This window comes from Methylorubrum populi, from assembly GCF_002355515.1.
GTDB classification, from domain to species: Bacteria; Pseudomonadota; Alphaproteobacteria; order Rhizobiales; family Beijerinckiaceae; genus Methylobacterium; species Methylobacterium populi_A.
On the sequence record NZ_AP014809.1, the window covers coordinates 2,752,008 to 2,776,664 of the forward strand.

Sequence of the window (24,657 nt, forward strand, 5' to 3'; positions counted from 1 at the left end):
GCTTCGATCATGGTCATACGGTGCGCGGCCGGAAGGGCCCGCCGCGCGTATCGCCGGGGTCCGGGCGAGGGGATTTCGAGGCGATGCCGTTTCTGGAGACGCTCTCATTCGACGCCGTCGACGCGCCTTCCCATGCGGACGCCCTGACGCGGCTGCGGGCGGATGCCCTTCAGGCCATCGTCATCCGCAAAGTCCTGACATCCGACGAGTGCCTGGCGATCACAACCGAACTGGCGGACAACCGGCAGGGCTTTCCCACGACCTCGTTCCCGGCGCCGTTCCGGTCGCACTTCTACGGTATGAACCTGAACCTCGCGGATCCGGATCTTCGCGCCTATTTCGAGATGGCCCCCGGCTTCACGCGCAGCCTCGGGGATCTGATGACCCCGCGGGGCGGCTTCGAGGGCCGGATCCTCGGTCTGCTCTCGCGTCTCGATGGCGGGCGCCGCTACGGGCCGCCGGTTCTGCCCGACGGGCGTCCGTACATGGTCACGACGCTGCGCTCGCATCACGAGGGTGGCTTCATCCCGCCGCACTTCGACAACGAGCAGCGAAACCGGCCGAGTTATCGCCACCTCGACGGCCTGGTCGAGGGCGACATCTTCTCCTTCGTGCTGACCCTGTCGAAGGCCGAACGCGGCGGGATGCTCGAAGTCTTCGACGCCCGAGCGGATGCGTGGTCGGGCCGGTTTCAGAATCGCGACCGCGCGTCGCGCAAGCCCGACCTCTCGCACTTCGCCCGTCACGCCTTCGACGTCGAGGCCGGGACCATCGTGATCCTGCGTTCCGGCCGCTTCCTGCATCAAGTCACGCCGGTGGAAGGCTCCCGCCTGCGCTGGACCGCCTGCTCCTTCATGGCCCGAGCCCGCAGCGGTGACGGTGTCTATTGCTGGGGCTAGCGCGGTGACGCGGGTCCCGGCCTATTTCGACGCCTTCCTCACGGCGGTCGCGGGCGGTGCCGAGATCGATCACGTTCATCTGGGTCACTGGGACGCGCCGGGGGCGATCGGGCCGGCCCGTGCGCGCGCGGGCTTCGCGCAGGCGCAGGACCGGTTGAGCGCGGCGCTCATTGCGTGGCTCGACCTCGCACGCGGCCATCTTGTGCTTGATGTCGGCTGCGGCTTCGGAGGCAGCTTGCGGACGATCCGGACCTGCCATCCCGGGGTGGAGGTGATCGGGCTCAACCTCGATCCGCGCCAGTTGGCGGTCGGCTTTCGCCGAGACCGAAGGCGGCGCAACGCCACGTGGATCGCAGCGGATGCCTGCCGCCTGCCGTTCGCAGGGGGCATGTTCGACCGGCTGCTCTGCGTCGAGGCGGCCTTTCACTTCGCCTCCCGCCGCGACTTCTTCGCCGAGGCGCATCGCGTGCTGGCACGGGACGGCGTTCTCGTATTGAGCGACATCGTCCTCACCCGCCCGCCGCTGCCGGAGGAGGAAGTCGCGCTGCTGGCGGACGGGCTCGAGGCCGCCTTCGGCCCCTGGCCCGACAAATGGGCGAGCCTCGACGCGATCGGTCGCGATGCGGAAGCGGCCGGTTTCACCCTCCTCGTGACCGACGCCACGGCGAACACCGAGCCGAGCTTTCACACCATCGCTCCGGGTCGGAGCGACAGGCCGACCAGCGGCGACGTCTTGCGAGAACTGCATCGGCTCGGCTGCCTGCACTATCTTTATCTCCGCCTGGACAAGCGATGACCCGGATTGTGCCGCCGCGCCGTCTCGATCACCCCGGTTCCGGCGCATGGCGCGAGTTGCGGCGGCTGCCGATCCAAATGCCGGAGAGGGGGGCGGCGCGGGTCGATTGGACCTGGCAAGCTTTGCCCAGGCCTTAAATTCGCTCCTCTCCCGAACGATCGGTTCAGTGCCGCCCCGGTCACCGCGAAGCCATGCCCGAACCAGTCTCCCACACACCGCGGCGCATCGCCCTCGTTTGCATGACGCCGCGCCCCGATGCGCAGGAACTCGGCGAGCTGCGGCTGCCGAGCTTCGGGATCCGGCGCATCCACGCGGCGCTGCTCGGCGACCCCGATCTCGCCGGGGCGACGGTGAGGCTATTCGACCGCCGCACCGCCGATATCGAGGCTTATGTCGCCGATATCCTGGACTTCGAGCCCGATCTCGTCGGCTTCTCGATCTATGTCTGGTCGGCGCCGGCCATGATCGCGGTGGCGCGCGCCCTGCGCGCCCGCCGCCCCTCGCTCGCCGTCGTCTTCGGCGGCCCCTCGGCGCGATCCGCCTTCTTCGATCTCGAACCCTACCGCCCGGCCCACGCCTATCTCGACGCCGTGGTCGAGGGCGACGGCGAGGAGATCATCTGCGAGATCGCCCGGCTGCCGCACTTCGATCGATCGGATTGGGAGCGGGTGCGCGGGCTGACGCTGCCGAGCGCGACCGGCTGGCTTCGGACCGAGCGGCGCCCGCCCATCGCCGCCCTCGACCGGATCGCCTCGCCCTACGCGCACGGGCTGATGCCGCAGGGCGGCGTGGCCTATCTCGAGAGCTATCGCGGCTGCCCGCTCTCCTGCCGCTTCTGCGAGTGGGGTACGAAGGAGAACAGCAAGGCCTCATTCTCGGCCGACTACATCGCCGGCGAGCTCGAGGCCTTCCGCACCCTGGAGGCGCCGGCGGTATTCCTGCTCGATGCCGGCCTCAACCTGAACATCGGCGCCTTCCGCAACCTTCGGCTCGCCGCCCAGCGCTCCGGCTTTCTCAAGGAAACCCTGCTCTGGGCGGAGATCTACCCCTCGGTCGTGCGCGACGAGCACCTCGCCTTCATCGAGGAGATCGGCACCGCCTATCTCGGCGTCGGGATGCAGTCGATGGACCCGGCGGTGCTGCGCCTGCACGACCGCCCCTCGGATTCGCCCCGCTTCGAGGCGGCGGTGCGGGCGCTGGCGCGCATCACCAACATCGAGCTGCAGATCATCGCGGTCCTGCCCGGCGATACGCCGGAGGGGTTCTTCCGCACCCTCGACTATGCCCTGTCGCTGCCCGCGAGCGTCCGGGTCTATCACTGTCTCGTCTTGCCCGACGCGCTGCTGACCCGCAGCCGGCCCGAGTGGAACATCCGCTTCGACCCGCACACGCTGACGATGCGCTCCTGCGAGGGCTGGAGCGAGGACGCGGTGGCGCGCACCCGCGCGGAACTGCGGCGGCGTGCCCTCGCCGCCGGGGGCAAGGCCGGCGAGTTCTGGTGGGCCTTCCCCCGCCGGCCCGAGCGCGTCACCCAAGCCCGCGCTTCGTGGCGGCAGGCCGCCGCGCGATGAATGCGGCCCGCTCCGGCCTGCGCATCGCGCTGGTGGCGCAGTATCCTGAGCGCGATCCGGCGATGCCGAGCTTCGTGCCCAATCTCGGCCTGCGCATGGTCGAGGCCACCCTGCGCGCCGCCGCCCTTCCCGGTCTCGTCTGCCGGGTCTGGGATCTGACCGCCGGCGACCCCGAGCGGGTTGCCCGCGAGATCACCGCTTTCGACCCCGACATCGTCGGCTTCTCGGCCTATCTCTGGTCGCTGCCCTTCCTCTGCCGCGTCGCCGCGCTGATCAAGCAAGACGACCCGGCCCGCCTCGTCGTCTTCGGAGGCCCCTCGGCCCGGCCGGTCATGTTCGCGCGGCCGCCCTTCTCCGCTGCGGCGGACGACATCGACGTCCTCGTCATCAACGAGGGCGAGGAGACCTTTCTCGAGATCGTGTCGCTCGAACTCCGCACGCCGGCCGCGCTGGGCGCTCTGCGCGGCGTCGCCGTCCGCGACGGCGAGGGTTGGCGCGAGACCCCCGCGCGACCGCTGGCCAATCTCGACAGCCTCGCCTCGCCCTACGCGCTGAACCTCGTGCAGCATGGCGGCCTCGGCGTGCTGCAGACCTATCGGGGCTGCCCCTTCACCTGCTCGTTCTGCGAGTGGGGCACCATGGAATCGCCCAAGCGCGTGCGCGCCGTCGACCACCTGACACGGGAGTTCGACGCCATCGCCGGCCACGAGGTCTACGCCGCGCTCCTCGTCGATGCCGGGCTGAACCTCAACCGCAACGCCTTCCTCAACCTCCGGCAGGCCGCCGAGGAGAGCGGCTTCTTCGAGCGCCGCGGGCTGATCTGCGAGGTCTATCCGGCCGCAGTGCGCCAGGAGCATCTCGACTTCCTCGCCACCATCAGCAACGCCTATGTCGGCATCGGCCTGCAGAGCTTCGACAACGCGGTGCTGGCCCATGTCGACCGCACCTACGACGAGCGGCGCTTCGACGAGACCTTCGCCAAGCTGGATGCGGTGGCGAGCCTCGCCGTCGAGATCATCCTGGGACTGCCCGGCGACAATCCGGAAACCTTTCGCCGCAACTTCGAGCGAGCCCGACGTCTGCCCTGCGCGCTCCGGGTCTATCACTGCGTCGTGCTGCCCTCGGGCCTGATGGTGCGCTCGCCCCCCGAGCATCGCCTCGACTACGATCCGGTCTCTCTGAAGATGATCTCCTGCACCGGCTGGAGCGAGGCCGCCCTGGCGGCGGAGTGCCGCTTCCTGACGCGGCAGGCGTCGCTTCAGGGCGGGCGCGCGGGTGCGTTCTTCTGGACCTTCCCGCCGCCCCGGTGAGAGGCGTCAGCTCACCTCGAAGCTCGTCCACAACCCGTTGTCGAACCGTTCGAGCACGGTCGCGCTCAGGAGCCAGCGGCCGGGATTGTCGGCCACGAAGGCGATCTGGGCGCTGCGGCCCTCCGGGATCTGCACCGTGTCGAGCCAGTAGGGCTCCCAGCCGTCGTCGAGCTGGTGCAGCAGGCGAAAGACGTGGCCGTGCAGGTGCAGGCTCTGGATGAAGCCGGTGTCGTTGCGGATCGCCAGCACCACGACCCCCCCGCGCTTGACCGAGAACAGGGGCGGCGCCCCCGCCGCGCCGCTCGCGCCGTTGACCTGCCAGACCTTGGCCGGATCGCCCTGATAGGGTGTTTCGGCGCCGGGCTTGGTCTTGTCCGGCCGCACGCCGCCCGTCAGCACGAGGTCGCGGCGCAGGGCGTTCTGGAGGCGGATCTCGGTCGGCAGGCGCTTGTTCTCGGGGATCGAGCCGATGGCCGCGCGGCCGGCTTGCGCCACCGGCTCGCCGGCGGCGGTCAGGGTCGCCAGCGGCAGGCCCTGGCCGATCAGGGCGGTGATCGCGCCGGCCGCTCCCGCCTGTGCGGGGAGGTCGAGGAGAAGATCGTAGCGCGTGCCCGGCGCCAGCGGCAGGGTGGCCTTCAGCGGCTCGAAGGTGTCGGTCGGCTGTCCGTCAACGGCCGCGACATACGCCTTCAGCCCGTCGAAGCGGATGCGCAGGCCACGCGCGTTGCAGGCATTGGCCAGGCGCAGGCGCAGGCGGCTGCCGGGCCGGGCCTCGAGGGTGAGCGGAATCGGTCTGCCGTTGAGGGTGACCACGCTCCCCAGCCGCCCCGCCGCGGCGGCGAAGGCGACCTGCCCGAACGGCTGGAGCGCGCCCGCCTCGTCGAGCCGCCAATCCTGCAGCAGCAGCGCGAGATCCTGGTCGACCGTGGGCGGGGAGGGCTCCTCCACGATCAGCATGCCGGCGAGGCCGCGGCCCGAGGGCTCGCTCGATCCGCCGATCACGAGCGGGCGGATCAGGAAGGTGCCGGCATCGGGCGGCGTGAAATCGTAGGTGAAGCTGTCGCCCGGCTTGATCGGCTCCTGCGTGACGCCGCCGACGCCGTCCATGGCGTTGCGGTTGCGCACGCCGTGCCAGTGCAGGGAGAGGGGGCGGTCGGTGCCGTTCTCGACGCGCAGGCGAAGTGGCTCGCCGAGCTTGATCCGCAGGATCGGCGCCGCCTCCTCGCCGAGCCGCCACACCGCCGTCTCCGGTGCGGGCTCCGGTTTCAGGCGGAGCTTGGCGGGGGCCGCCTTGAGCGATCTCGGCTCCGGCGGCGTGGCCTTCCCGGCGGGCGCCTTTTCGGCCGGGGCTTGTGCTCCGGCGGAGACTGGCATCAGCGCGAGGGCGGCGCTGCCGGCGAGCAGGCCGCGTCGCGAAAAGGATCCCGGCTCGGGCTGGGCCATCGGGTCGGGCTTTCGCATGATGTCTCGCGTCGTCACTGGATCGGAGAGGGGTTGTAGACAGGCCCCGCCCGCCCCGCCACCGGCAAACCCTTCCGTAAGTTTTTTGCTGCGGCCATGGGCGCGCGTGCTATAGACGCGCGCTTCGACGGCCCGGTGTCCGGGCTCGTGTCGATGGCGCTCGCGGGCGTGGCGGAACTGGTAGACGCGCTGGATTTAGGTTCCAGTGTCGCAAGACGTGGGGGTTCGAGCCCCTCCGCCCGCACCAAGTCCGTACGGGGCCGGCGCCGGGACCGAATCGGTTCCCGCCGGGACCTCTCCCATGGCGCAGCGGCACGCGAAGACGAGATTGCGGTTTTAGAAAAAAGCGGACGAACGACGATGCAGGTGACCGAGACGACCTCCGAGGGGCTGAAGCGCGAGTTTCAGGTGCTCCTCCCCGCGACCGAGCTTGAGGATCGCCTCAACACCGAGCTCTCGAACATCAAGGGCAAGGTCCAGATCAAGGGCTTCCGCCCCGGCAAGGTGCCGGTCGCGCACCTGCGCAAGGTCTACGGCAAGTCCGTGATGGCCGACGTGCTGCAGAACGCCGTCAACGAGGCGAACCAGCAGATCGTCGCCGACAAGGGCCTGCGCCTCGCGCTCGAGCCGCAGATCGAGTTCCCGAAGGACGAGGAGCAGAACATCATCGAGCGCGCGCTCGACGCCAAGGGCGACCTCGCCTTCAAGGTAAAGCTTGAGGTGCTGCCGAGCTTCGAGCTCGCCGACCTCTCCGACGTCTCGATCAAGAAGCTCGTGCTCAAGCCCTCCGACGAGGAGATCAACGAGACGCTGGAGCGCATGGCCAAGGACAGCCGCTCGTTCGAGCCCCGCGAGGAGGGCGCGGAGGCGCAGTCCGGTGACCGCGTCACCATCGACTTCGTCGGCCGCATCGACGGCACCGAGTTCGAGGGCGGCAAGGGCGAGGATGTCGATCTGGAGCTCGGCTCCAACACCTTCATCCCCGGTTTCGAGGACCAGCTCGTCGGCGCCAAGGTCGGTGACAGCCGTGTCGTGAAGGTCGCCTTCCCGGCCGATTACCAGGCCGAGCAGCTCGCCGGTAAGGATGCCGAGTTCGACGTCACGGTGAAGGCGGTCGCCGCCCCCGGCGAGACCAAGATCGACGACGAGCTCGCCAAGCGCTTCGGCATGGACGACTTGGAGAAGCTGAAGGAGGCCGTCTCCAAGGCCGTCGGCGCCGATTACGAGGCCCAGTCCCGGCGCAAGCTCAAGAAGGAGCTGCTCGACGCGCTCGATGGCAAGTACGCCTTCGACCTGCCCCCGAGCCTCGTCCACCAGGAATTCGCCGCCGTGTGGGCGCAGGTCGAGCAGGACCTGAAGAACCGCGGCAAGACCTTCGAGGACGAGGGCACCACCGAGGAGGCCTCCCAGGCGGAGTACCGCAAGATCGCCGAGCGGCGCGTGCGCCTCGGTCTGGTGCTTGCGCAAGTCGGCGAGACCGCCGATATCAAGGTCTCGGATGACGAGGTCAATCAGGCCCTGTTCGCCCGGATCCGGCAGTTCCCGGGTCAGGAGAAGCAGGTCTACGACTTCTACCGCAACAATCCGCAGGCGCTCGCCGAGCTTCGCGCGCCGCTGTTCGAGGAAAAGGTCGTCGACCATGTCCTCGGTCAGGTCCAGGTCGTCGAGGAACCCGTCTCCAAAGAGGCGCTCTTCGCCGAAGACGACGAGGCCGATGCGGCCTCGACGGACGAGAAGCCGAGCGAGTCCAGCAACGAGGCGGCGGCCGACAAGGCTGCCGGCTGATCGCCGACCCTCCGGCTCCGCGGCGGGCGGCGATCTCAAGAGAGATCAGGCGGCGTTAACGGCTGCCATGTTCGCTGTAACCAACCGGCCCCGAGCGATTCGCTCCGGGGCCGGACTCCGGAGCCGAGGGCTGATATGAGAGATCCGGTCGACTACTTCCATAATTCGCTCGTGCCCATGGTGGTCGAGCAGTCGAGCCGCGGCGAGCGCGCCTTCGACATCTATTCCCGGCTCCTGCGCGAGCGGATCATCTTCCTTACCGGTCCCGTCGAGGACCAGGGCGCGTCGCTGATCGTCGCCCAGCTCCTGTTCCTGGAGGCCGAGAACCCGAAGAAGGAAATCTCCTTCTACATCAACTCGCCCGGCGGCGTGGTGACCTCGGGCCTGTCGATCTACGACACGATGCAGTTCATCCGTTGCCCCGTCACGACGCTCTGCGTCGGCCAGGCCGCCTCGATGGGCTCGCTCCTGCTGACCGCCGGCGAGGCCGGCCACCGCTTTGCCCTGCCGAACGCCCGGATCATGGTGCACCAGCCCTCCGGCGGCTTCCAGGGCCAGGCCACCGACATCCTGATCCACGCCCGCGAGATCGAGGCGCTCAAGAAGCGCCTGAACGAGATCTACGTGAAGCATACCGGCCGCGACTACGAGACGATCCATCAGGCGCTCGAGCGCGACAACTTCATGACCGCCGACGCGGCCAAGGAGTTCGGCCTGATCGATGACATCCTGCACAAGCGCCCCGAGCCGGCGGCGGCCTGAGGCAGGCGGGGAACCTGAGGCGTCCGGGGCACGCTATCCCGACCATGTCGGGTCATGCGTCCTTTGGGCGCCCGTCCCGCCGCGCTGCCCGGTTGATCCCGAGCCGGCTGCATGATTGCATCGGGATTCGAGCGCCTCAATCCCGACGCATCCGCCCTGTGTGACTGTTTCTTTAGGCGGATGCGCTTACATCGTATGATCGACGCGCGTGCCCTCCTGGCTGGGGCCGCGCCTGCGAACCGGAGACCGACATGAGCAAGACAGGCGGCAACGACTCGAAGAGCACGCTGTACTGCTCGTTCTGCGGCAAGAGCCAGCACGAGGTTCGCAAGCTGATTGCGGGCCCGACGGTGTTCATCTGCGACGAGTGCGTCGAGCTGTGCATGGACATCATCCGCGAGGAATCGAAGTCCTCGCTGGTGAAGTCCCGCGACGGGGTGCCGACCCCGAAGGAGATCCGGCGCGTCCTCGACGACTACGTCATCGGGCAGGACTTCGCCAAGAAGGTTCTCTCGGTGGCCGTGCACAACCACTACAAGCGGCTCGCCCACGCGACGAAGCACAACGACGTCGAGCTCGCCAAGTCCAACATCATGCTGATCGGGCCGACGGGCTCGGGCAAGACGCTGCTCGCGCAGACGCTGGCCCGCATCCTCGACGTGCCCTTCACCATGGCGGACGCGACGACGCTGACCGAGGCCGGCTATGTCGGCGAGGACGTCGAGAACATCATCCTCAAGCTGCTCCAGGCCTCCGACTACAACGTCGAGCGGGCGCAGCGCGGCATCGTCTACATCGACGAGATCGACAAGATCTCCCGCAAGTCGGACAATCCCTCGATCACCCGCGACGTCTCGGGCGAGGGCGTGCAGCAGGCGCTCCTGAAGATCATGGAGGGCACCGTCGCCTCCGTGCCTCCGCAGGGCGGCCGCAAGCACCCGCAGCAGGAGTTCCTGCAGGTCGACACCACGAACATCCTGTTCATCTGCGGCGGCGCCTTCGCCGGGCTGGAGCGCATCATCTCCCAGCGCGGCAAGGGCACCTCGATCGGCTTCGGCGCCAGCGTCCAGGCGCCGGACGACCGCCGCACCGGTGAAGTCTTCCGCTCGGTCGAGCCCGAGGATCTGCTGAAGTTCGGCCTCATCCCCGAATTCGTCGGCCGTCTCCCCGTGCTCGCCACCCTGGAGGATCTCGACGAGGAAGCCCTCAAGAAGATCCTGCAGGAGCCGAAGAACGCCCTGGTCAAGCAGTACCAGCGGCTGTTCGAGATGGAGAACGTTGAGCTGACCTTCCAGGACGAGGCGCTCGGCCTCGTCGCCCGCAAGGCCATCGAGCGCAAGACCGGCGCCCGCGGCCTTCGGTCGATCCTGGAGACCATCCTCCTCGACACGATGTACGATCTGCCGGGCCTCGATTCGGTCGAACAGGTGGTCATCGGACCCGAGGTGGTGGACGGCAAGTCGAAGCCGCTCTTCATCCACGGCGACCGCAACAAGGACGCACCGGCCAGCGTCAGCGCCTGATCGGCAGACCTTGAGGGCCGCCCGGTTATGAGCCGGCGGCCCTTTCTCGTTCCGGGGGTGGAACGCGCTTGAAAGCGCCCCCCGCAACGACCACTTCAGGCTCAACGCAGGGCTCGACGCTTCACTCCCCCGAAAGGTCGGGCCTGCGCCACCAGCCGCAAACTGATTATTCGCTTCCGACCCTTCGCGGCCCGGTCGGCACCTGGCAGGATGCTTGCTCTCCGTTGAGGAGCGAATGCCCGGCGTCAACAGATCAAGGGAAGACCCCATGACCCAGTCGAAATCGCGCCAGCCGGTCGTTCCCGGTTCGACGGGCTCCTACGCCGTCCTGCCGCTGCGCGACATCGTCGTGTTTCCACACATGATCGTGCCCCTGTTCGTGGGTCGCGAGAAGTCGATCCGCGCGCTCGAGGAGGCGGTGCGTTCGGACCGACACATCCTGCTCGCGACGCAGATCAACGCCAGCGACGACGATCCGGCCACCGATGCGATCTACACGATCGGCACGCTCGCCTCCGTGCTGCAGCTCCTCAAGCTGCCCGACGGCACCGTGAAGGTGCTGGTCGAGGGTGCCGGTCGCGCGCAGATCGAGGAGTTCGTCCGCTCGGATGAGTACTACGAGGCTCGTGCGCTCACGCTCGCCGACGATCTCGGCGACCGCGTTGAGGCCGAGGCGCTCGCCCGCTCGGTGATCTCCGAGTTCGAGAACTACGTGAAGCTCAACAAGAAGATCTCGCCCGAGGTCGTTTCCGCCGTCACGCAGATCGACGAGCCTTCCAAGCTTGCCGACACCGTCGGCTCGCACCTCGCCGTCAAGATCGCCGACAAGCAGGCGATCCTCGAGATCCCCACGGTGGCGCAGCGCCTGGAGCGCGTGCTGTCGCTGATGGAGAGCGAGATCTCCGTGTTGCAGGTGGAGAAGCGCATCCGGACCCGCGTCAAGCGGCAGATGGAGAAAACTCAGCGCGAGTACTACCTCAACGAGCAGATGAAGGCGATCCAGAAGGAGCTCGGCGACAGCGAGGACGGCCGCGACGAGCTGGCCGAGCTCGAGGAGAAGATCGAGAAGACCAAGCTGACCAAGGAGGCCCGCGAGAAGGCCACCGCCGAGCTGAAGAAGCTGCGTCAGATGTCGCCGATGTCGGCCGAGGCCACCGTCGTGCGCAACTACCTCGACTGGATGCTCGGCATCCCGTGGGGCAAGCGCTCTAAGATCAAGAAGGACCTGCTGGGTGCGCAAGCGATCCTCGACTCGGATCACTTCGGCCTCGACAAGGTCAAGGACCGGATCGTCGAGTACCTCGCCGTTCAGCAGCGGGCGAACAAGCTCACCGGCCCGATCCTCTGCCTCGTCGGTCCCCCCGGCGTCGGCAAGACCTCGCTCGGCAAGTCGATCGCCAAGGCCACGGGCCGCGAATTCGTCCGGATGTCGCTCGGCGGCGTGCGTGACGAGGCCGAGATCCGCGGTCACCGCCGGACCTATATCGGCTCGATGCCCGGCAAGATCGTCCAGTCGATGCGCAAGGCCAAGACCTCGAACCCGCTCATCCTGCTCGACGAGATCGACAAGATGGGCATGGACTTCCGCGGCGATCCGTCGGCGGCGCTCCTCGAGGTTCTGGATCCGGAGCAGAACGCGACCTTCAACGACCATTACCTCGAGGTCGATTACGACCTGTCGAACGTGATGTTCGTGACGACCGCGAACACGCTCAACATCCCCGGCCCGCTCATGGACCGCATGGAGGTGATCCGTATCGCCGGCTACACCGAAGAGGAGAAGCTGGAGATCGCTCGCCGCCACCTCATCCCCGAGGCGGTCAAGAAGCACGGGCTCGGTGCCGACGAGTGGTCGATCACCGACGACGGCCTGATGATGCTCATCCGCCGCTACACGCGGGAGGCGGGCGTCCGTAACCTGGAGCGCGAGATCTCGAACCTGATCCGCAAGGCGGTGAAGGAGATCCTGATCACCAAGGTGAAGCAGGTCGAGGCCAACCCCGAGACGCTGCCGGAATTCCTCGGCCCGCCGAAGTTCCGCTACGGCGAGATCGACGCGGACGATCAGGTCGGCGTGGTCACGGGTCTGGCCTGGACCGAGGTCGGCGGCGAGTTGCTGACGATCGAGGGCGTCATGATGCCCGGCAAGGGCAAGATGACGGTCACGGGCAACCTGCGCGACGTGATGAAGGAGTCGATCTCGGCGGCGGCGAGCTACGTCCGCTCGCGGGCCATCGATTTCGGCATCGAGCCGCCGCTGTTCGAGCGTCGGGACATCCACGTCCACGTTCCGGAGGGGGCGACCCCGAAGGACGGTCCGTCGGCCGGCATCGCCATGGCCACCGCCATCATCTCGACGCTCACCGGCATCCCGGTGCGCCGCGACGTGGCGATGACCGGCGAGGTGACTCTGCGCGGTCGCGTCCTGCCGATCGGCGGCCTGAAGGAGAAGCTGCTCGCCGCGCTCCGCGGCGGTATCAAGACGGTGCTGATCCCCGAGGAGAACGCCAAGGACATCGCCGAGGTGCCCGACAGCGTGAAGAACGGCCTGGAGATCGTGCCCGTCTCGCGGATGGATCAGGTGCTGCAGCACGCCCTCGTGCGCCAGCCCGAGCCCATCGAGTGGGACGAGCCGCTCCCCGCCAAGACGCCGAAGCGCGACGAGGACGGCGCGGCGGTCATCGCCCACTAAGCTTGCGGCGTCCCGCATGACGAAGCCCCCGGAGCCCCGCTCCGGGGGCTTTTTTCGTGTCCGAGGGGAGGGGAGACCGGGCAGTGGCCTTGCGCAGCCGCGCGGCCTTCCGTAACGCTGCGCGGCGCCGGATCGGGCGGTTAGCTCAGTTGGTAGAGCGTCTCCTTTACACGGAGAGGGTCGGGGGTTCGAGTCCCTCACCGCCCACCAATATCTACAGGCACTTAGCAACGGTGCTGCTTACCAGAGATGCGCGGTAGTAAGCACATGGTAAGCGCCAGGGGCAAAACGGACCCGAAATGCCGGACCTGAACCCCACCGTCGGCGACCTCTTCAAGGCCAAGGCCGTCACCGACGATCAGGTGAACGCGCTGGTCGATGCCGTGCTCGCTGGCCGGACGGACGAGCGGGCCGAGCTCGGCGAGGGCTACGTGCTGGACGTGGCAGCCGCCGTGAAGGCAAGCCCGTTCGCGACCTCTGTCCTGCGCGACGACACCAGCAGGCCGGGCGCCAAGCGCAACGCGGTCCGCACGGCGATCCTACTCGCGCGGGCGCAGAAGGTGTGAGCGACCCTGACGCCGAGGTCTGGCGCTACACCTTCGAGCCCGGCCCCGACTTCACGCTCGAGGTACGCGGCCAGATCATCGGGCGCATCGTTCGCGACGACGTGATGCCGGGCGGATCGAAATGGGGCTGGTCGATCACCTGCGTGCGCCAGTTCGTCGGCATGACGAAGCCGAGCAAGACGGACAGCGGATACGTCGACACGAAGGCGGAAGCGGTCGAGGCGCTTCGGGCGATGTGGGCGCTGGAACGCGACTGGCGCGCTGAGATGCGGGCCCTCACCCCCTACCACGACGCCGGCATGACGCATTGGGTTGGGCTGACGGCGTGGGAAACCTACGAGCGCCCGTCGGCCGCCGAGATGCCCGAGCTTCGAGAGGTCGGGCGCGAACTCGGCCTCGACGCGATGAAGCCGTGGGAGATCTATCAAGCCGTCTGCCGCGAGGTCGAACCCACCGAAGCGAACCGGGAAGAGCGGCTGGCCGAGGTGCGGCGGCGGCTGATCGCGGTGGCGGAGAGCGAGGAAGAGCGGCCGTGGTGCGTGGTGCGGAAGCGGATGCTCACGGCGGGCGGATAGCGCGCACGAAAAAAGCCCCGAGGCCGAAGCCCCGGGGAGGTGTGTGGACGGATGTGGATAGGGTGGATCAGCCGCCACGCTTGGGCGGCCCATGGCGCTCCTGCCGCGTCTCCCGCAGCAGCTCGATCATCATCGACATCTTCTCCTCGATCCGGCCGAACCGCTCCTCGAGCTTCGGCAGCCGGTCCCGGTCGCGCTCCAGGCTCGCTAGGCGCTCGGCGAGGCGGAGATCGTTCTCCGTGAGGCCGGCGATCTTGCTGTCGAGCCCAGCCGTATAGGTGCCGGCCCAGAAGACTTGCCCGCCGAAGGCCAGCGCGAGCCCGCACACCGCCCAGAATGGCGCACGCCGCGGCAGCGTCACGATGCCGTCGGGCGCCTCGCCGGCTGCCTGGATGGTGTCGGACATCGGGTCAGGCTTTCAGCAGGCGGGCGGCGCCGGCACGGGCCAGCGTCGTGAGCGGGGAGGAGACGAAGAACGCCGTCAGGATCGTGGCCTCGATCGGTACGTACTCGGGCGGCAGCGGCTCGATGGGCCAGCCGAGAGCGAAGGTCTTCGAGAGGCAGATCGCCCCGAAGTGGACGGCCGGCGGGATGCCGATGCCGTAGATCAGCCCCTTGAAGGCCGGGGCGATCGCCGCCTTCGCTTGGTTGGCCGCGATCTCGGCTTGGATGCTGGCGATCGCGGTTTCCTTGTTGGCCACTGTCGTCGCGTCGAGGTGGGCGAGGAACGGCTTCAGCACCGCATCGCCGAAGACGCTGACGAGGCCCTTCAATAGGACGGACCAGCCGCCGGAGAAGATCGCGCCGAGGAAGCCCATCAGCGCGGATCCCGAGGTAGAGCCGTCAGCTTCGTCGCGTAGGCGCGGGCGGCGAGCCGGGCGACCGCGAGGAAGGTCGCCACCTTCGCGCCCGGCAGCCACTCCGGCAGCAGCGGCGCCAGATCGACACCGGGCAGCGCGTCGAGGACGTCGGGCAGCGCCATCACGGCAGCCAGCAGGTAGACGCGCCAGCCCGAGGCCGCGCGCCAGCAGCGGCGCAGGCCGAGGCGGGCCCGCGCGAGAAAGGGACGGCGTGCCATGGTCAGGCCTTCCGGAAGGAGGTGTGGATCAGGTCGTAGAGCCCCGCGAGGCCGGAGCGGAGCGCGCCGCCGGTCGCCTGGACCCCGGAACGAAGAAGCCCGCCGGTGGGGGCGGGCTTCGGATTGTCACCAGGTGCGACGGCGGGTGGCGGCGTTGTCACAACGGGCGGCTTTGGTGCAATCGCCCCCGTCATCGGCGCCAGCGGGTCGGCCGCCGGCTCGCCCATGCCCGGGCTCCACGGCGTGTCCTTGATCTTCGACCACTTGGCGAAGGCCTTCGCGAGCTTGGTGTGGTAGCCGTGCTTTGCGTAGCTCGCCCCGTTGTAGCCGCGGGCGAACCCGGCCCAATCGTGCCGGCGCAGCTCGTCGTCGAGCCCGTTCGTGACGATGAAGCGGACCATCGCCGCCAGGTGCTCGGCCTCGCCGCCGTTGCAGAAGGCCAGCACCATCGCCTGCGGGGTCGAGTAGCCGGCCGCCTTGAAGTTCTCGCCCAGGATCTGCCCGAGGCCCCAGGAGGCGGCCTTCAGCGCGGCGGTCTCGTCGATGGTCAGGGCCTGCGCGAGGCGCGGATAGCTGTCGGACGGGTAGGCGCCGGGCTTCCACGCGGCATAGGCGAGGCCGAGCGAGGCGGCGCGGGTGCGCTCTGCGCCCGCGAGGTTGCGCCAGAAGACGTGCGGCTCGAACAGCATCTTCGGCCGCTTCAGCCTGTCGAAGCCGCCGCCGGAGGCCTCCACCTCCATCACGGCGTGGATCTCGTCCTCGCCGACTCCGATGGTGTGACCGATCCGGGGGAGGTCGTAATCGGTCAGGCGAGCGGCGGCGCAGACGAAGCCGGCCGCACGCAGCTGCGCGAAGGTGGTCGCGTTGGGCGACATGGCACAGGATCTCCGGATCAGAGGACGGACACGCGCACCCGGGCGAGCCCGCGATGCGTGATGGCGAGCGTGCTAGAGGTCGATTGGCTGGGCGCGCAGCAGGCACAGGGACTGGCAGCAGAGCCGAGCGGCCAGTTGAGGGGAAGCCTTGCAATTCCTGCTAAATTAAAGAAGACTGAGCGACAAATCGGCGTCGCTTGAAAAAGAGAAAATATATGTTTCTGAAGACAAATAGCGGTAAAATATTAGGCTCAAATTCAGTCGGAGACGTTGTTCAGCTTTCGATTTTGGCCGAAAATGTACCAAAATTTATCGATCTAAAATCAGATGGCCATAAAATAATTGAAGGAAAGCTGGCGGGATACGAGATCGTGAGGGCCGGGGAGTCTAGCGTTCAGCTAAAATCAAATGATTTATATATATGCGCCGCGCCGGGCTGGAACTCTGTCGAATTCGACAGAAAAAGCGCGAGTTTGTGGGAGACCTTCGAATTAATCGATTGGGCTCAACTTAACGCTATTATTGAAGAAGGCGAACTGTCTTTGCGAGACGGGGCGCTGCGTCCGGCATCGAAGGTTTGGGGTGGGACCAAATTTGTGCGCTCAGATCCGAGCGTGTCTGAAATCAGGCATGCCTTCTATGTCCCGTGGAGCCTTCAGGGGCCATGGGGGCTCTTTACGTCGGACGGAACTCCCGTGGTTGACGCGATGGTTGGCCGCCTAATTTACAACATACCTCTAGATGTTTTGCTTACGTCCGATGATATCGAATGCACAGCAAGCGATGATGTCTATATATACGGTGGTTTTTTTAACTGCCATTTCGGCCATTTTCTTATTGATACGCTTCCTAGATATTGGAATGAGGGGTTATTTGGCAAAGGCCGCCCCAAGATCGTCTGTCATTCAGAAGAGGTCCCTAAAGAATGGTTCAATAATTCTTTTGTTGCTCAGATCATGGGAGCGCTCGGGCTCTGCTACGAAGATTTCGTAGTGTTCGATCGCCCGACGAAATTGAAACATGTAATTGTTCCCCGACCTGCGCTGGTGGGGCAAACCCTCATTCATCCTATCTATGCTGATATGTGTCGACGCATTTCGAATATATTATGCGGCGGAGATAAGATCGGATCTGCCGATGAGGCTGTCTTCTACTCTCGAACCAAGCTCAGGATGGGAACTCTCAAAATCATAAACGACTTCGATCTCGAAGAAGAAATCAGAAGCCTCGGGGCTCGCATCGTCTATCCTGAGATGCTGAATTTAATTGATCAGATAAAATTGATGTCCGAAGCCAATCATATAATCGGAACCACTGGTTCGTTTCTGCACTTGAGCGCTTTTTGCCAGGAGCCTCGGCTGATTTCGGCCCTTGCTCACGCGAGTGGTGTTGCCAGCAACTTTCACCTAATCGATTTGGCTGCTGGCAACATCGCTCGATACGTGGAACCCGTTTCGTACGAGACAGTCGATCCACCATATGGCTTTATGGGGGGCGCTCGGCTCAACAATGTCCGGGCTATAGCAAAAGAGTTGATGGAGCTACCAAGTCGCTAAGGTTGTCCTCTTCCACGTATTAGTGGCCACGCAACGATACTCGTAATTCACATCCCAGGTTCTCGTGCCGACGACGCAGGCCGAACCCGAAGAGGAAGGCGGCGCGGAGGTTTCTCGCAGTAGACTCGGGCCGATCGAGACCGCGCCGCCGCCAGGGTTGAGTCGTAACTCGGTGTTGAACGCACCATTGTGCGTCGATTGGATGCGTCCGGCATCCGCAGCCGTGTCATAATCGACAAGCACCTGGTAGGTCGTGCCGCCTGCCGTCGCCTTCACCGAAGAACCGGCAAGCGATCCTCCGAAGTTTCCGGCCCCTCCGACGCCCAAGCCGCCATTGGGGATCTGCAATGCCCCCGTCGCTGCCGAGGTGGAAGCGTTACCGTTGCTCATCCGGATCGAGCCGTCGCCGTAGAGCAGGAAATTGTTAGAGGCGAGGGCGTAAGAACTGAACGTGCCGCTCAGATTGAGCCCGACCGCATGGCTCCCCGCGATCTCGATGCTGGTCGGGCTCGTGGTCGCGTCCTTGATGGTCGCGACCGAATGAGTGTTTGTGCCGATGCCGGACGTTCCGAAGCCAAGGCCAACTTTCGATTGGCTATCGATCTCAATGGAGGCCTCCTGCGCGACATGCTCACCATTGATGCGGAGCGCCCATAGCATCGAATTGTACTGAGTGCTGCTCCGCGTGAAGCCGTCTCCGGTAATTTGCATGCCATGGGTGATCATGCCGTTCCCTGCGACACCGACGCGAACGGAAGTGCAGTCGGTGGGGATAAGGCAGTCGACACCGCTCGTGTTAGCGTAATCGACTTCTAGCCCAGGAAAAAATCCATTCTGGATATTGGGATTTGTGTCGAGGTGATAGTTGAATGCGGCGCCCCATGCAGAGCCAGCGCCATCAACGACTTTCGTCTCGAAATACGAGCCTGCCTTTGCGTTGAGGCCGGCATAGTTGATCCAGCCGAGCGAGCACGAGCCATCGGCAATGCCGGACGAGGCGAGAGACGTAGGGCCTCCACCGGCCGAGGATGACGTGCAGTTGGCGGACACTCGATAGACGTTCTCTCCGTTCTTGACGTTGTCGCGAGCAGTGTACGCCGTGTTTTGGGCCCAGGTCTTCAACCGGCCCTTATCAATGGTCGTGATCACCGCGAACGATTGCTCTTGGCTATGGACATCGTCCTGCGTGGTCGATGAGACCAAGAGAGACGTGCGCTGGTGATCGTTGGTCGGGGAAGCATCGTTGTCCCCCGACAGGCACGACAGGGCCGGGCAGAAGGACACCATGTTGCCGGCACCGATACGCACGGCGTTCGGGTTCTTGTACGTCGCGTTGCTGGCGCCTCCGCGGTTCGAAAGCGACACGTCGAGCGGCGACACACCATTCACCGCCAGCATCGCAGGGGAGGACTGGAACCCCAGGCCGCCGGATAGGACGCATCCGAACGGCACCATCGCCTTGGAGCCGCGGTCACGGATGGCGAGCTGCTGGCACGTTCCACTGTTCTGCATACCGATCTCAGGCAGCGTGAACACCTGCGCAGAAGCCGGGGCGGCGAGCGCGCAAACACCCATCGCCACGGCGAGAAGGGCTGCCCGAAAGGATCGAATCATGTGAAGGCCCTTCACTGCGGCTGGAGAGCGGCGGACGCGAGCAGGTTTTCGATCTGCGCGTCCGAGAGAGATAAGGTCGCCTGGACGAAGACGAGCAGTGCGCAGCCGGGCGTGATGACGGCCGTCGTCCGATAGGCGCGATTGACGGGGTTGCTCACGTCGGAAGGAACAGCGTCTCGCACCGTGGCCGAGGCGCCCGGAAAGGCGTTCTCAAGAGCGGCGTAGAACTGGCCGGCCGTAAGCGCGCCGTCGCCGCCGCTGGCCGCCACGACATCGAGTGTGACGGCTGTGCCTTGCCGGCCGACCTTCACGGTGCCCGTGGGAGAGCGGACGTCGATTGGGAACGTCGGGCGGATCGGATAGCTCGGCATGGTGCGTCCTCAGGCGAATTCGACCGGCTCGCAGAAGACCTCTTCCGTCTCCGGCCCGATGGTGACGAGCACCCGCACGTCGTAGAGACCCGGCGGCACGTCGAAGAGCGAGCCCGCGGGAAACACGGCCTCGACAAGGCCGGGGTTCGAGACGACGAGCGTGCCGGACGCGAGCGAGGCCGCGAGCACGGGGACCGGCTCCCGCCCACTCCAGCAACCACGATGCGGCGCCCGCGGCGTCACCTCGATCGCGACCTCGGAGCAGGTCGAGAAGTCGATCAGGCCCGCGTCCGTGATGTCGAGGCGCCCGCGCTCGTCGGCGCTGCGAAAGACGTGGCGGAACCGCCACTGCCCGCGCCGGGAGACGGCGCCGAGCGTGTTCATGAAGGACGGCATCGGCGTCAGAGCTTCAGGTAGAAGGTGCCGAGACGGCTCGGCGGGAGGTTCGACACCGGCAATCCACCGCCTGGGTTCGGCTGCGAGACGCTGAACGTCTTCGCCGCCGGGACACCGGTGTTGGCGTTCGCGAGCCCCTGCTGCAGGTTCGTCACCGGCGAGGCGCCGGTCGAGGCGGTGATCGAGGCCGTCGCGAGGGTCTCGTGCGTGATGTAGCTGTGCGCCGGGTAATCGACGGTCACCGAGCCGCCGGGCAACGTCGCCGGCAGGTTCCTGTTGGACAGCACGGTGAGCGCGTCGCCGCCGATCTGACCGGGCACCTGCGCGTCGCCCAGCGCCGAGAACCGGGCGCCCGACACCGTTCCAGTCGAGCCCGCCGCCGCGGCCTGCGAGAGCGTGATGGTGGTGCCGCTGATGTCCGTGATCGTGGTGCCGGCCGAAATGCCCGTCGCGATCACCGTCATGCCGATGGCGAGCCGCGCGGAGCTGAACACCGTTGCGGTCGTCGATCCGGCGGTCAGCGTCAGATCCGTGATGGTCTGGAGCCGCCCGGCTGGGCTCGACCCCATGTCGTCGAGGCCGGCCTGAAGGAGTCCCTGCATCGTCGGGATGACGATCTGCTTGCCGGCCGAGAAGTCGCTCGCGGCGGATGTGCCGCGCCCGCCGACGACCGAGGCGACCGTGTCGGGGAAGGTGTTCCAGAGGTAGGCGAAGGCTGCCGATGCGGTGGCGGAAGCAAGCTCGGTCGCACCGGAGCCCGCGCCGCCGAGCGTGCGCCCGTTCATCCGCACCCAGCCCGGCACAATCCCGGCGTCCAGGCGCCACTTCACATCGCCAGTCGCTGCGATGGCGGTCGGATCGACGGTCCCTCCCTCGCCGCCGCCTCCGGTCGTTGGCGGCACGGTGCCGAGGCCGTCGTCGCGCCACAGCACATTGCCGTAGGGGCCGAGCACCTCCTCCGCGTAGAGGGCGGCCGGCAGATAGATGCGCGGGAATCGGCCCGTGCCGTCCGCCTTCACCGGCTGGGCGAGCGGCTTCGTCAGCGCCGCATCGGAGTAGACCGCGAGCGGCGTGGTCGTGCCGGCCTTGAAGAAGGCGACGCTCGGCACGAGCAGGGGGCGGCCCGAGGCGTCGAGGATCTGCTGGCGCGACTTCGGCCACGACTCGGCGGCCGATGCAGCCGAGACCAGGCCGAGCGCGAGAACGAGCCCGGCGGCGAAGGATCGATGCATGTGGGGGAGCCTGAAACGACGAAGCCCCGCACGAGGGGGCGGGGCTTGGTCAGGGCCAGCGCGTAGGGCGCGGCACGGTGATCAAATCGCGGGTTTTGCCCGACGGGTCAAGGGGCGTTGGCTGGCGACGGCGCGCGGACGTGCTACCGTGCCGCCATGCCCTCGACCCCGTCGCAAAAGCTCTGGTGCCTCGCGCAGGTCGCGTTCATCGCGGCGCTCACTTACGGCATGTCCGTGCCGCCCGAAGGCAACCCCGCGCCGGTCAATCCGGCGCAGGTCGTCGTCAGCTTCGGGGTTTCGGTGATCATGGCGGCCTTCTTCACTGCCCTGATCACCCGGCTATGGGACCGCGCGCACCTTCACCTGAAGGGGTCCGCTGTCCTCGCGGGAGCCGCTGCCGGCGCTGCGGGCCCCGAGCACCACGAGGCGGTGCAACAGCGCGATCGTATCGGCTCCGGGCTTGGCGTTCGCGAGATCCGCAAGACGCCGTCCTCCCTCTGGCGTGGTCAGCAGCGCGGCTAAGCGGTCAACGTTCCGGCCCGCCTGCCAGTCCTCGATGCCCTGGGCGATCCGCTTCGGCAGGTTGAGGCCGCCAGTCGCAAGCGCCTTGTTCGCCTCCCCGCCGAGGCCGCCCTTGCGCAGTTCTGCCAGCGCCTCGTTGTTGAACGAGGTCCGCGAACCGACGCCCTGGCGCGTGCCGGTGGCCTCGAAGATGTCGAGCAGGCGGGAGAAGCCAGCGGCGAGCCGCTCGCCGTCCGGAAGGGCGCGGATCGCAGCGAAGACGTTCTCGCCGGCCAGATCGTTGCCGCGGATGCTGGCTGCGAACTTGGCCCCGCCCGCCTGATTGGCGCCGCTCTGGAGATCCTTGGTCTTGGCCGCGAACTCGGTCCCGAGATAGGTCCGGACGAGCTCGCGCGCCGCCAGCGGATTGCTGCGCGAGATCGCACCGACCGCGGCCCCGACATCGGCCGAGGAGCCCTCGACGGGTTTGACCGGGAACAGCGCGTCGATCGCGCCCTTCATGTCCGGCCGCTCGGCGATCCGGCCCAGCGGAGAGCGCTCCACGGCCTCGCGGCCCTGATGGGCGAGGGCGAGGCGCTGGAGCCGCCTGCGCGCCTCCGGCAGGAGGGCGAGCAGGTCTTCGTTCTGGCGCATCGCGGCGCGGATCCGCTCTGCCGTGACGCCACCCTGGCCGCTCACCCCGTCGAGGATGCGCGTCACCTCGCGGGCCGCGAACGCGTTGCGCGCCGCGGGCGTGGCGTTGGCCAGGAACTCGCGGGCGGCGGTGGCGCCCTCCAGGTGGGTCGGCACCTGCTCTGCGGGCGTATTCAGCCTGCGAGTTTCAGGGTCGCGCTGCGTCACACGGCCGAGCGGGGTATTCCCGCCGAACGGCTCCAGGGGCCGGCTGTTGGCCGCGAAGTTGGCGTCGGCCACCGCCATCTCAGGCGCCGTCTTGAGCTGCTCGTCGAGCGCTGTTCGCACGCTCTGCAAGCGGCTCACCATGACGCCGTCGCCGGCCTTGCGGGCCTCTCGAAGCACTTGGTCGAGACGCTCGCGGGTCTGGTGCAAGCCGTCGATGGTCAGCTCCGTCTCGCGCACACCCGACACTGGGTCGGGCCGGTTGCCGTGCAGGTCGCGCCGAACAGCCTCGAGGGCGCTCCGGATGTTGCCTTTCGCCGTCCCAAGCGCCGTGTCGATGGCGTCGATGGCCGGTTGCGGATTCACTTGGCCGAAGCGGACGTCCGGGATCTCTTCCGTGACGGTGGTGCTCTTTACGTAGGGGGCGGGCGGCTCGCGCATCGCGCCAACGGTGCGCTCGTAGGCCTCCAGCGGATCGACGTGCTCGCCCCGCATCAGGGCGCCGACCGTCCGGCTGCGGATCTCGGGGCTGAGGCTCTCGGGCGGCACGCCGGCACGGCTCAGCGCCTCGTCCAGGCTGCTCTCCGCCTGCGACTGCGCTGCCCGGTACTCGTCCGTCACCTGTCCCTGCCGACCGCGCGCCGCGGCAGCTTGCCGCTCGCTGTCAATGGGGAAGCTCGGCACGCCGCGCTGCTCGTTCTGAAGCTTGCGCAGCAGCTCGTTGGTGATGTCCCGCGCGGCGCCGCCATCGGCGTCGGCGCGGAGATACCCGGCCTCGATCAGACGCTCGCGCCAATAGTTGTCGATGCCCTTGCCGCCCTCGCGCGCCACGTTCCCCATGCCGGGGATGTTGAAGCGCTGAAGGTCCGTGGCCAGCACGTCGCCATCAAGCCGCAGGCCGCCGTGCCGGGCGACGAAGCGAGCAAGGCTCTCCGGGCCAGCGGCGGCCGAGGCCTCGACGACAGGCGGCGGGTCCATGGGACGAGGGGCGGCGTCCGTGAAGCGCGGGGCGCCCTCTGGCTGCGTAATGATCGGCTCGCCCGGTCGCTCGACGGTCACGGTGCGCTCAACGCCCACGCGCTCTGGCGCAGCGCGGGCGGCAGCATAGTCGCGATTCCCCTGTTCGGAGCGGGCCGCCTCGCGGGCATCGGCGACGCCGCGCATCTCGCGCTGGATCACCTGGCCGGCCTGATCCGGGGAGACGCGCGGGCCGGCCGCCTGCGTCGCGCGGATCACCGCCTGCCCCTCAGGCGTTGCAGCGACCGCGCTGCGGGCCGCGGCCTGGACGGCCTCGCCGGAACGCGCGGAGGAGGGGGAAGCGGGCGCGATCGCGTCGAGCCCAGCCTGCCCGGCCGCATCGATCTGGCCGGGGCGCGCGGCGAAGAACTCGGAGAGGCCGCCTTGCCCCTCCACGACGCGCTGGAGATCGCCCAGCCGACGCGGGCCGACGACCTGCTGCAGCGCCTCGGCCCAGGTCAGGGCGACGCCACGCGCCGCCGCATCGTCCATGAGCGAGCGCACCGCCGTGACCTCGTCGGCCGAGATCTTGCCGGCTCCGGCATCGAACAGGCGCTCGGCCGTGCCGGGGCGGCGCGCGAAGGCCTGCGCGGCACCGCCCGCGACGCCGCCGACGAGGCGGGCGACAGGCTCGGCCTCGGTGCCCTTGGTGACCTGACCGGCCGTCTCGGAGGCGAGCGCCGGCACCAAAGCGTTGCGCGCGGCCGTCGCGACGGTCTTGCCCGCGCCGGGGACGAACTCGGCCACGGTGCGGGCGAACTCGCCGGCCGTGGTCTGGGGTTCGTAGAGCTTGCCGGTCGCGGCTTCGAGCGCGCCGATCGCGGTTTGACCCGGCATCGGCAGCTCGGACGGCGAGGGGAGCCCGCCCTTCACCGCGGCGCGGGCCGCGGCGGCTTCGGCCTCCGGCAGTGGCGCCTTGCCCGCCAGGGCACGCGCCCCCTTGGCCACCTTGTCGGTCAGGTAGCCGATGCCGGTCTCCGCCAGCCCGAGCACGGTCTGCGGCAGGTCCGGCAGGCTCGCGGCACCGCGGATGATGCCGGCGCCCGCCGACTGGACGACGTCGCCGACCGCCGAGGGCGCTTCCGCCGTCGGCTTGCCACCCTTCGGAGCACCCTCGTCGAACCGGTCGAAGAAGTTGCCGCCGTCGGCCGCGGGCTTGCCACCCGAAGCCTTCGGAGCCGGCTGGTCGTCGAACTGGTCGAAGAAGTTCGCCATCAGG

At 67.5% G+C, this 24,657-nt stretch carries 21 protein-coding genes and 2 tRNA genes; 13 read left to right on the top strand and 10 right to left on the bottom strand.

Annotated elements, in window-relative coordinates:
• Positions 1 to 83 precede the first annotated feature (83 nt).
• The 4 genes from MPPM_RS12485 (at position 84) to MPPM_RS12500 (ending at position 4,576) form a co-directional block, all read left to right on the top strand.
• Positions 84 to 899 (top strand): 2OG-Fe(II) oxygenase, encoded by an 816-nt coding sequence (locus MPPM_RS12485; RefSeq protein WP_096485345.1) that lies wholly within the window; start codon positions 84 to 86, stop codon positions 897 to 899.
• Positions 900 to 903: 4 nt separating this feature from the next.
• Entirely contained in the window at positions 904 to 1,695 is a 792-nt protein-coding gene (locus MPPM_RS12490) for a class I SAM-dependent methyltransferase (protein WP_096485346.1), read from the top strand.
• A 191-nt stretch (positions 1,696 to 1,886) separates the two neighbouring features.
• Positions 1,887 to 3,266, top strand: coding sequence for a B12-binding domain-containing radical SAM protein (locus MPPM_RS12495; protein WP_096485347.1), 1,380 nt, complete (start codon positions 1,887 to 1,889; stop codon positions 3,264 to 3,266).
• Complete coding sequence (locus tag MPPM_RS12500) at positions 3,263 to 4,576, top strand: B12-binding domain-containing radical SAM protein (protein ID WP_096487830.1); 1,314 nt, start codon at positions 3,263 to 3,265, stop codon at positions 4,574 to 4,576. Before MPPM_RS12495 ends, MPPM_RS12500 begins: the two co-directional genes overlap by 4 nt.
• Positions 4,577 to 4,582: 6 nt before the next feature.
• Here MPPM_RS12500 and MPPM_RS12505 read toward each other — a convergent pair whose 3' ends face one another.
• A complete protein-coding gene (locus MPPM_RS12505; protein ID WP_096485348.1) occupies positions 4,583 to 6,037 on the bottom strand; it encodes a multicopper oxidase family protein in 1,455 nt (484 codons plus the stop codon).
• Positions 6,038 to 6,199: 162 nt separating this feature from the next.
• Between MPPM_RS12505 and MPPM_RS12510 the strand changes: the two genes are divergently transcribed.
• The 8 genes from MPPM_RS12510 to MPPM_RS12545 all read left to right on the top strand — a co-directional run bounded on the left by MPPM_RS12510 (position 6,200) and on the right by MPPM_RS12545 (position 13,940).
• Positions 6,200 to 6,284 (top strand) — tRNA-Leu (locus tag MPPM_RS12510).
• Between the two features lie 113 nt (positions 6,285 to 6,397).
• Positions 6,398 to 7,822 (top strand): trigger factor, encoded by a 1,425-nt coding sequence (gene tig, locus MPPM_RS12515; RefSeq protein ID WP_096485349.1) that lies wholly within the window; start codon positions 6,398 to 6,400, stop codon positions 7,820 to 7,822.
• Positions 7,823 to 7,957: 135 nt separating this feature from the next.
• Positions 7,958 to 8,584 (top strand): ATP-dependent Clp protease proteolytic subunit, encoded by a 627-nt coding sequence (locus MPPM_RS12520; RefSeq protein WP_017485728.1) that lies wholly within the window; start codon positions 7,958 to 7,960, stop codon positions 8,582 to 8,584.
• A 251-nt stretch (positions 8,585 to 8,835) separates the two neighbouring features.
• Positions 8,836 to 10,107 carry an ATP-dependent Clp protease ATP-binding subunit ClpX gene (gene clpX, locus MPPM_RS12525; RefSeq protein ID WP_012454266.1) on the top strand — a complete coding sequence of 424 codons (1,272 nt, stop codon included), beginning with the start codon at positions 8,836 to 8,838 and terminating at the stop codon, positions 10,105 to 10,107.
• A gap of 268 nt (positions 10,108 to 10,375) precedes the next feature.
• Positions 10,376 to 12,799: an endopeptidase La gene (lon, locus tag MPPM_RS12530; RefSeq protein WP_096485350.1), complete on the top strand. Its 2,424-nt coding sequence runs from the start codon at positions 10,376 to 10,378 to the stop codon at positions 12,797 to 12,799.
• Positions 12,800 to 12,933: 134 nt separating this feature from the next.
• Positions 12,934 to 13,009 (top strand) — tRNA-Val (locus MPPM_RS12535).
• Positions 13,010 to 13,098: 89 nt separating this feature from the next.
• Positions 13,099 to 13,365 carry a hypothetical protein gene (locus tag MPPM_RS12540; protein WP_096485351.1) on the top strand — a complete coding sequence of 89 codons (267 nt, stop codon included), beginning with the start codon at positions 13,099 to 13,101 and terminating at the stop codon, positions 13,363 to 13,365.
• A complete protein-coding gene (locus tag MPPM_RS12545; protein WP_096485352.1) occupies positions 13,362 to 13,940 on the top strand; it encodes a hypothetical protein in 579 nt (192 codons plus the stop codon). The genes MPPM_RS12540 and MPPM_RS12545 overlap by 4 nt, the downstream gene beginning before the upstream one ends.
• A 67-nt stretch (positions 13,941 to 14,007) precedes the next feature.
• On the opposite strand, the gene MPPM_RS12550 is transcribed toward MPPM_RS12545, so the two are convergent.
• Genes MPPM_RS12550 through MPPM_RS12565 form a run of 4 tightly spaced genes read right to left on the bottom strand, consistent with a single transcriptional unit; the run spans position 14,008 to position 15,893 of the window.
• Positions 14,008 to 14,346: a hypothetical protein gene (locus MPPM_RS12550; RefSeq protein WP_096485353.1), complete on the bottom strand. Its 339-nt coding sequence runs from the start codon at positions 14,344 to 14,346 to the stop codon at positions 14,008 to 14,010.
• A gap of 4 nt (positions 14,347 to 14,350) precedes the next feature.
• Entirely contained in the window at positions 14,351 to 14,758 is a 408-nt protein-coding gene (locus MPPM_RS12555) for a hypothetical protein (RefSeq protein WP_096485354.1), read from the bottom strand.
• Entirely contained in the window at positions 14,758 to 15,018 is a 261-nt protein-coding gene (locus MPPM_RS12560; protein WP_096485355.1) for a hypothetical protein, read from the bottom strand. The genes MPPM_RS12555 and MPPM_RS12560 overlap by 1 nt, the downstream gene beginning before the upstream one ends.
• Positions 15,019 to 15,020: 2 nt before the next feature.
• A complete protein-coding gene (locus tag MPPM_RS12565; RefSeq protein ID WP_096485356.1) occupies positions 15,021 to 15,893 on the bottom strand; it encodes an N-acetylmuramidase family protein in 873 nt (290 codons plus the stop codon).
• Positions 15,894 to 16,108: 215 nt separating this feature from the next.
• Between MPPM_RS12565 and MPPM_RS12570 the strand changes: the two genes are divergently transcribed.
• Positions 16,109 to 17,449, top strand: a complete 1,341-nt coding sequence (locus tag MPPM_RS12570) for a glycosyltransferase family 61 protein (RefSeq protein ID WP_096485357.1) — start codon at positions 16,109 to 16,111, stop codon at positions 17,447 to 17,449.
• Here MPPM_RS12570 and MPPM_RS12575 read toward each other — a convergent pair.
• The 5 genes from MPPM_RS12575 to MPPM_RS12595 form a co-directional block, all read right to left on the bottom strand.
• On the bottom strand, positions 17,435 to 19,063 hold the full coding sequence (locus MPPM_RS12575; RefSeq protein ID WP_244573549.1) for a hypothetical protein: 1,629 nt from the start codon (positions 19,061 to 19,063) through the stop codon (positions 17,435 to 17,437). The genes MPPM_RS12570 and MPPM_RS12575 overlap by 15 nt on opposite strands.
• Before the next feature lie 11 nt (positions 19,064 to 19,074).
• On the bottom strand, positions 19,075 to 19,434 hold the full coding sequence (locus MPPM_RS12580) for a hypothetical protein (RefSeq protein WP_096485358.1): 360 nt from the start codon (positions 19,432 to 19,434) through the stop codon (positions 19,075 to 19,077).
• 9 nt (positions 19,435 to 19,443) lie between these two features.
• Positions 19,444 to 19,830, bottom strand: a complete 387-nt coding sequence (locus tag MPPM_RS12585; protein ID WP_096485359.1) for a hypothetical protein — start codon at positions 19,828 to 19,830, stop codon at positions 19,444 to 19,446.
• 5 nt (positions 19,831 to 19,835) lie between these two features.
• Complete coding sequence (locus tag MPPM_RS12590) at positions 19,836 to 21,062, bottom strand: hypothetical protein (protein ID WP_096485360.1); 1,227 nt, start codon at positions 21,060 to 21,062, stop codon at positions 19,836 to 19,838.
• Between the two features lie 339 nt (positions 21,063 to 21,401).
• Positions 21,402 to 24,653 (bottom strand): hypothetical protein, encoded by a 3,252-nt coding sequence (locus tag MPPM_RS12595; RefSeq protein ID WP_096485361.1) that lies wholly within the window; start codon positions 24,651 to 24,653, stop codon positions 21,402 to 21,404.
• Positions 24,654 to 24,657 lie beyond the last annotated feature (4 nt).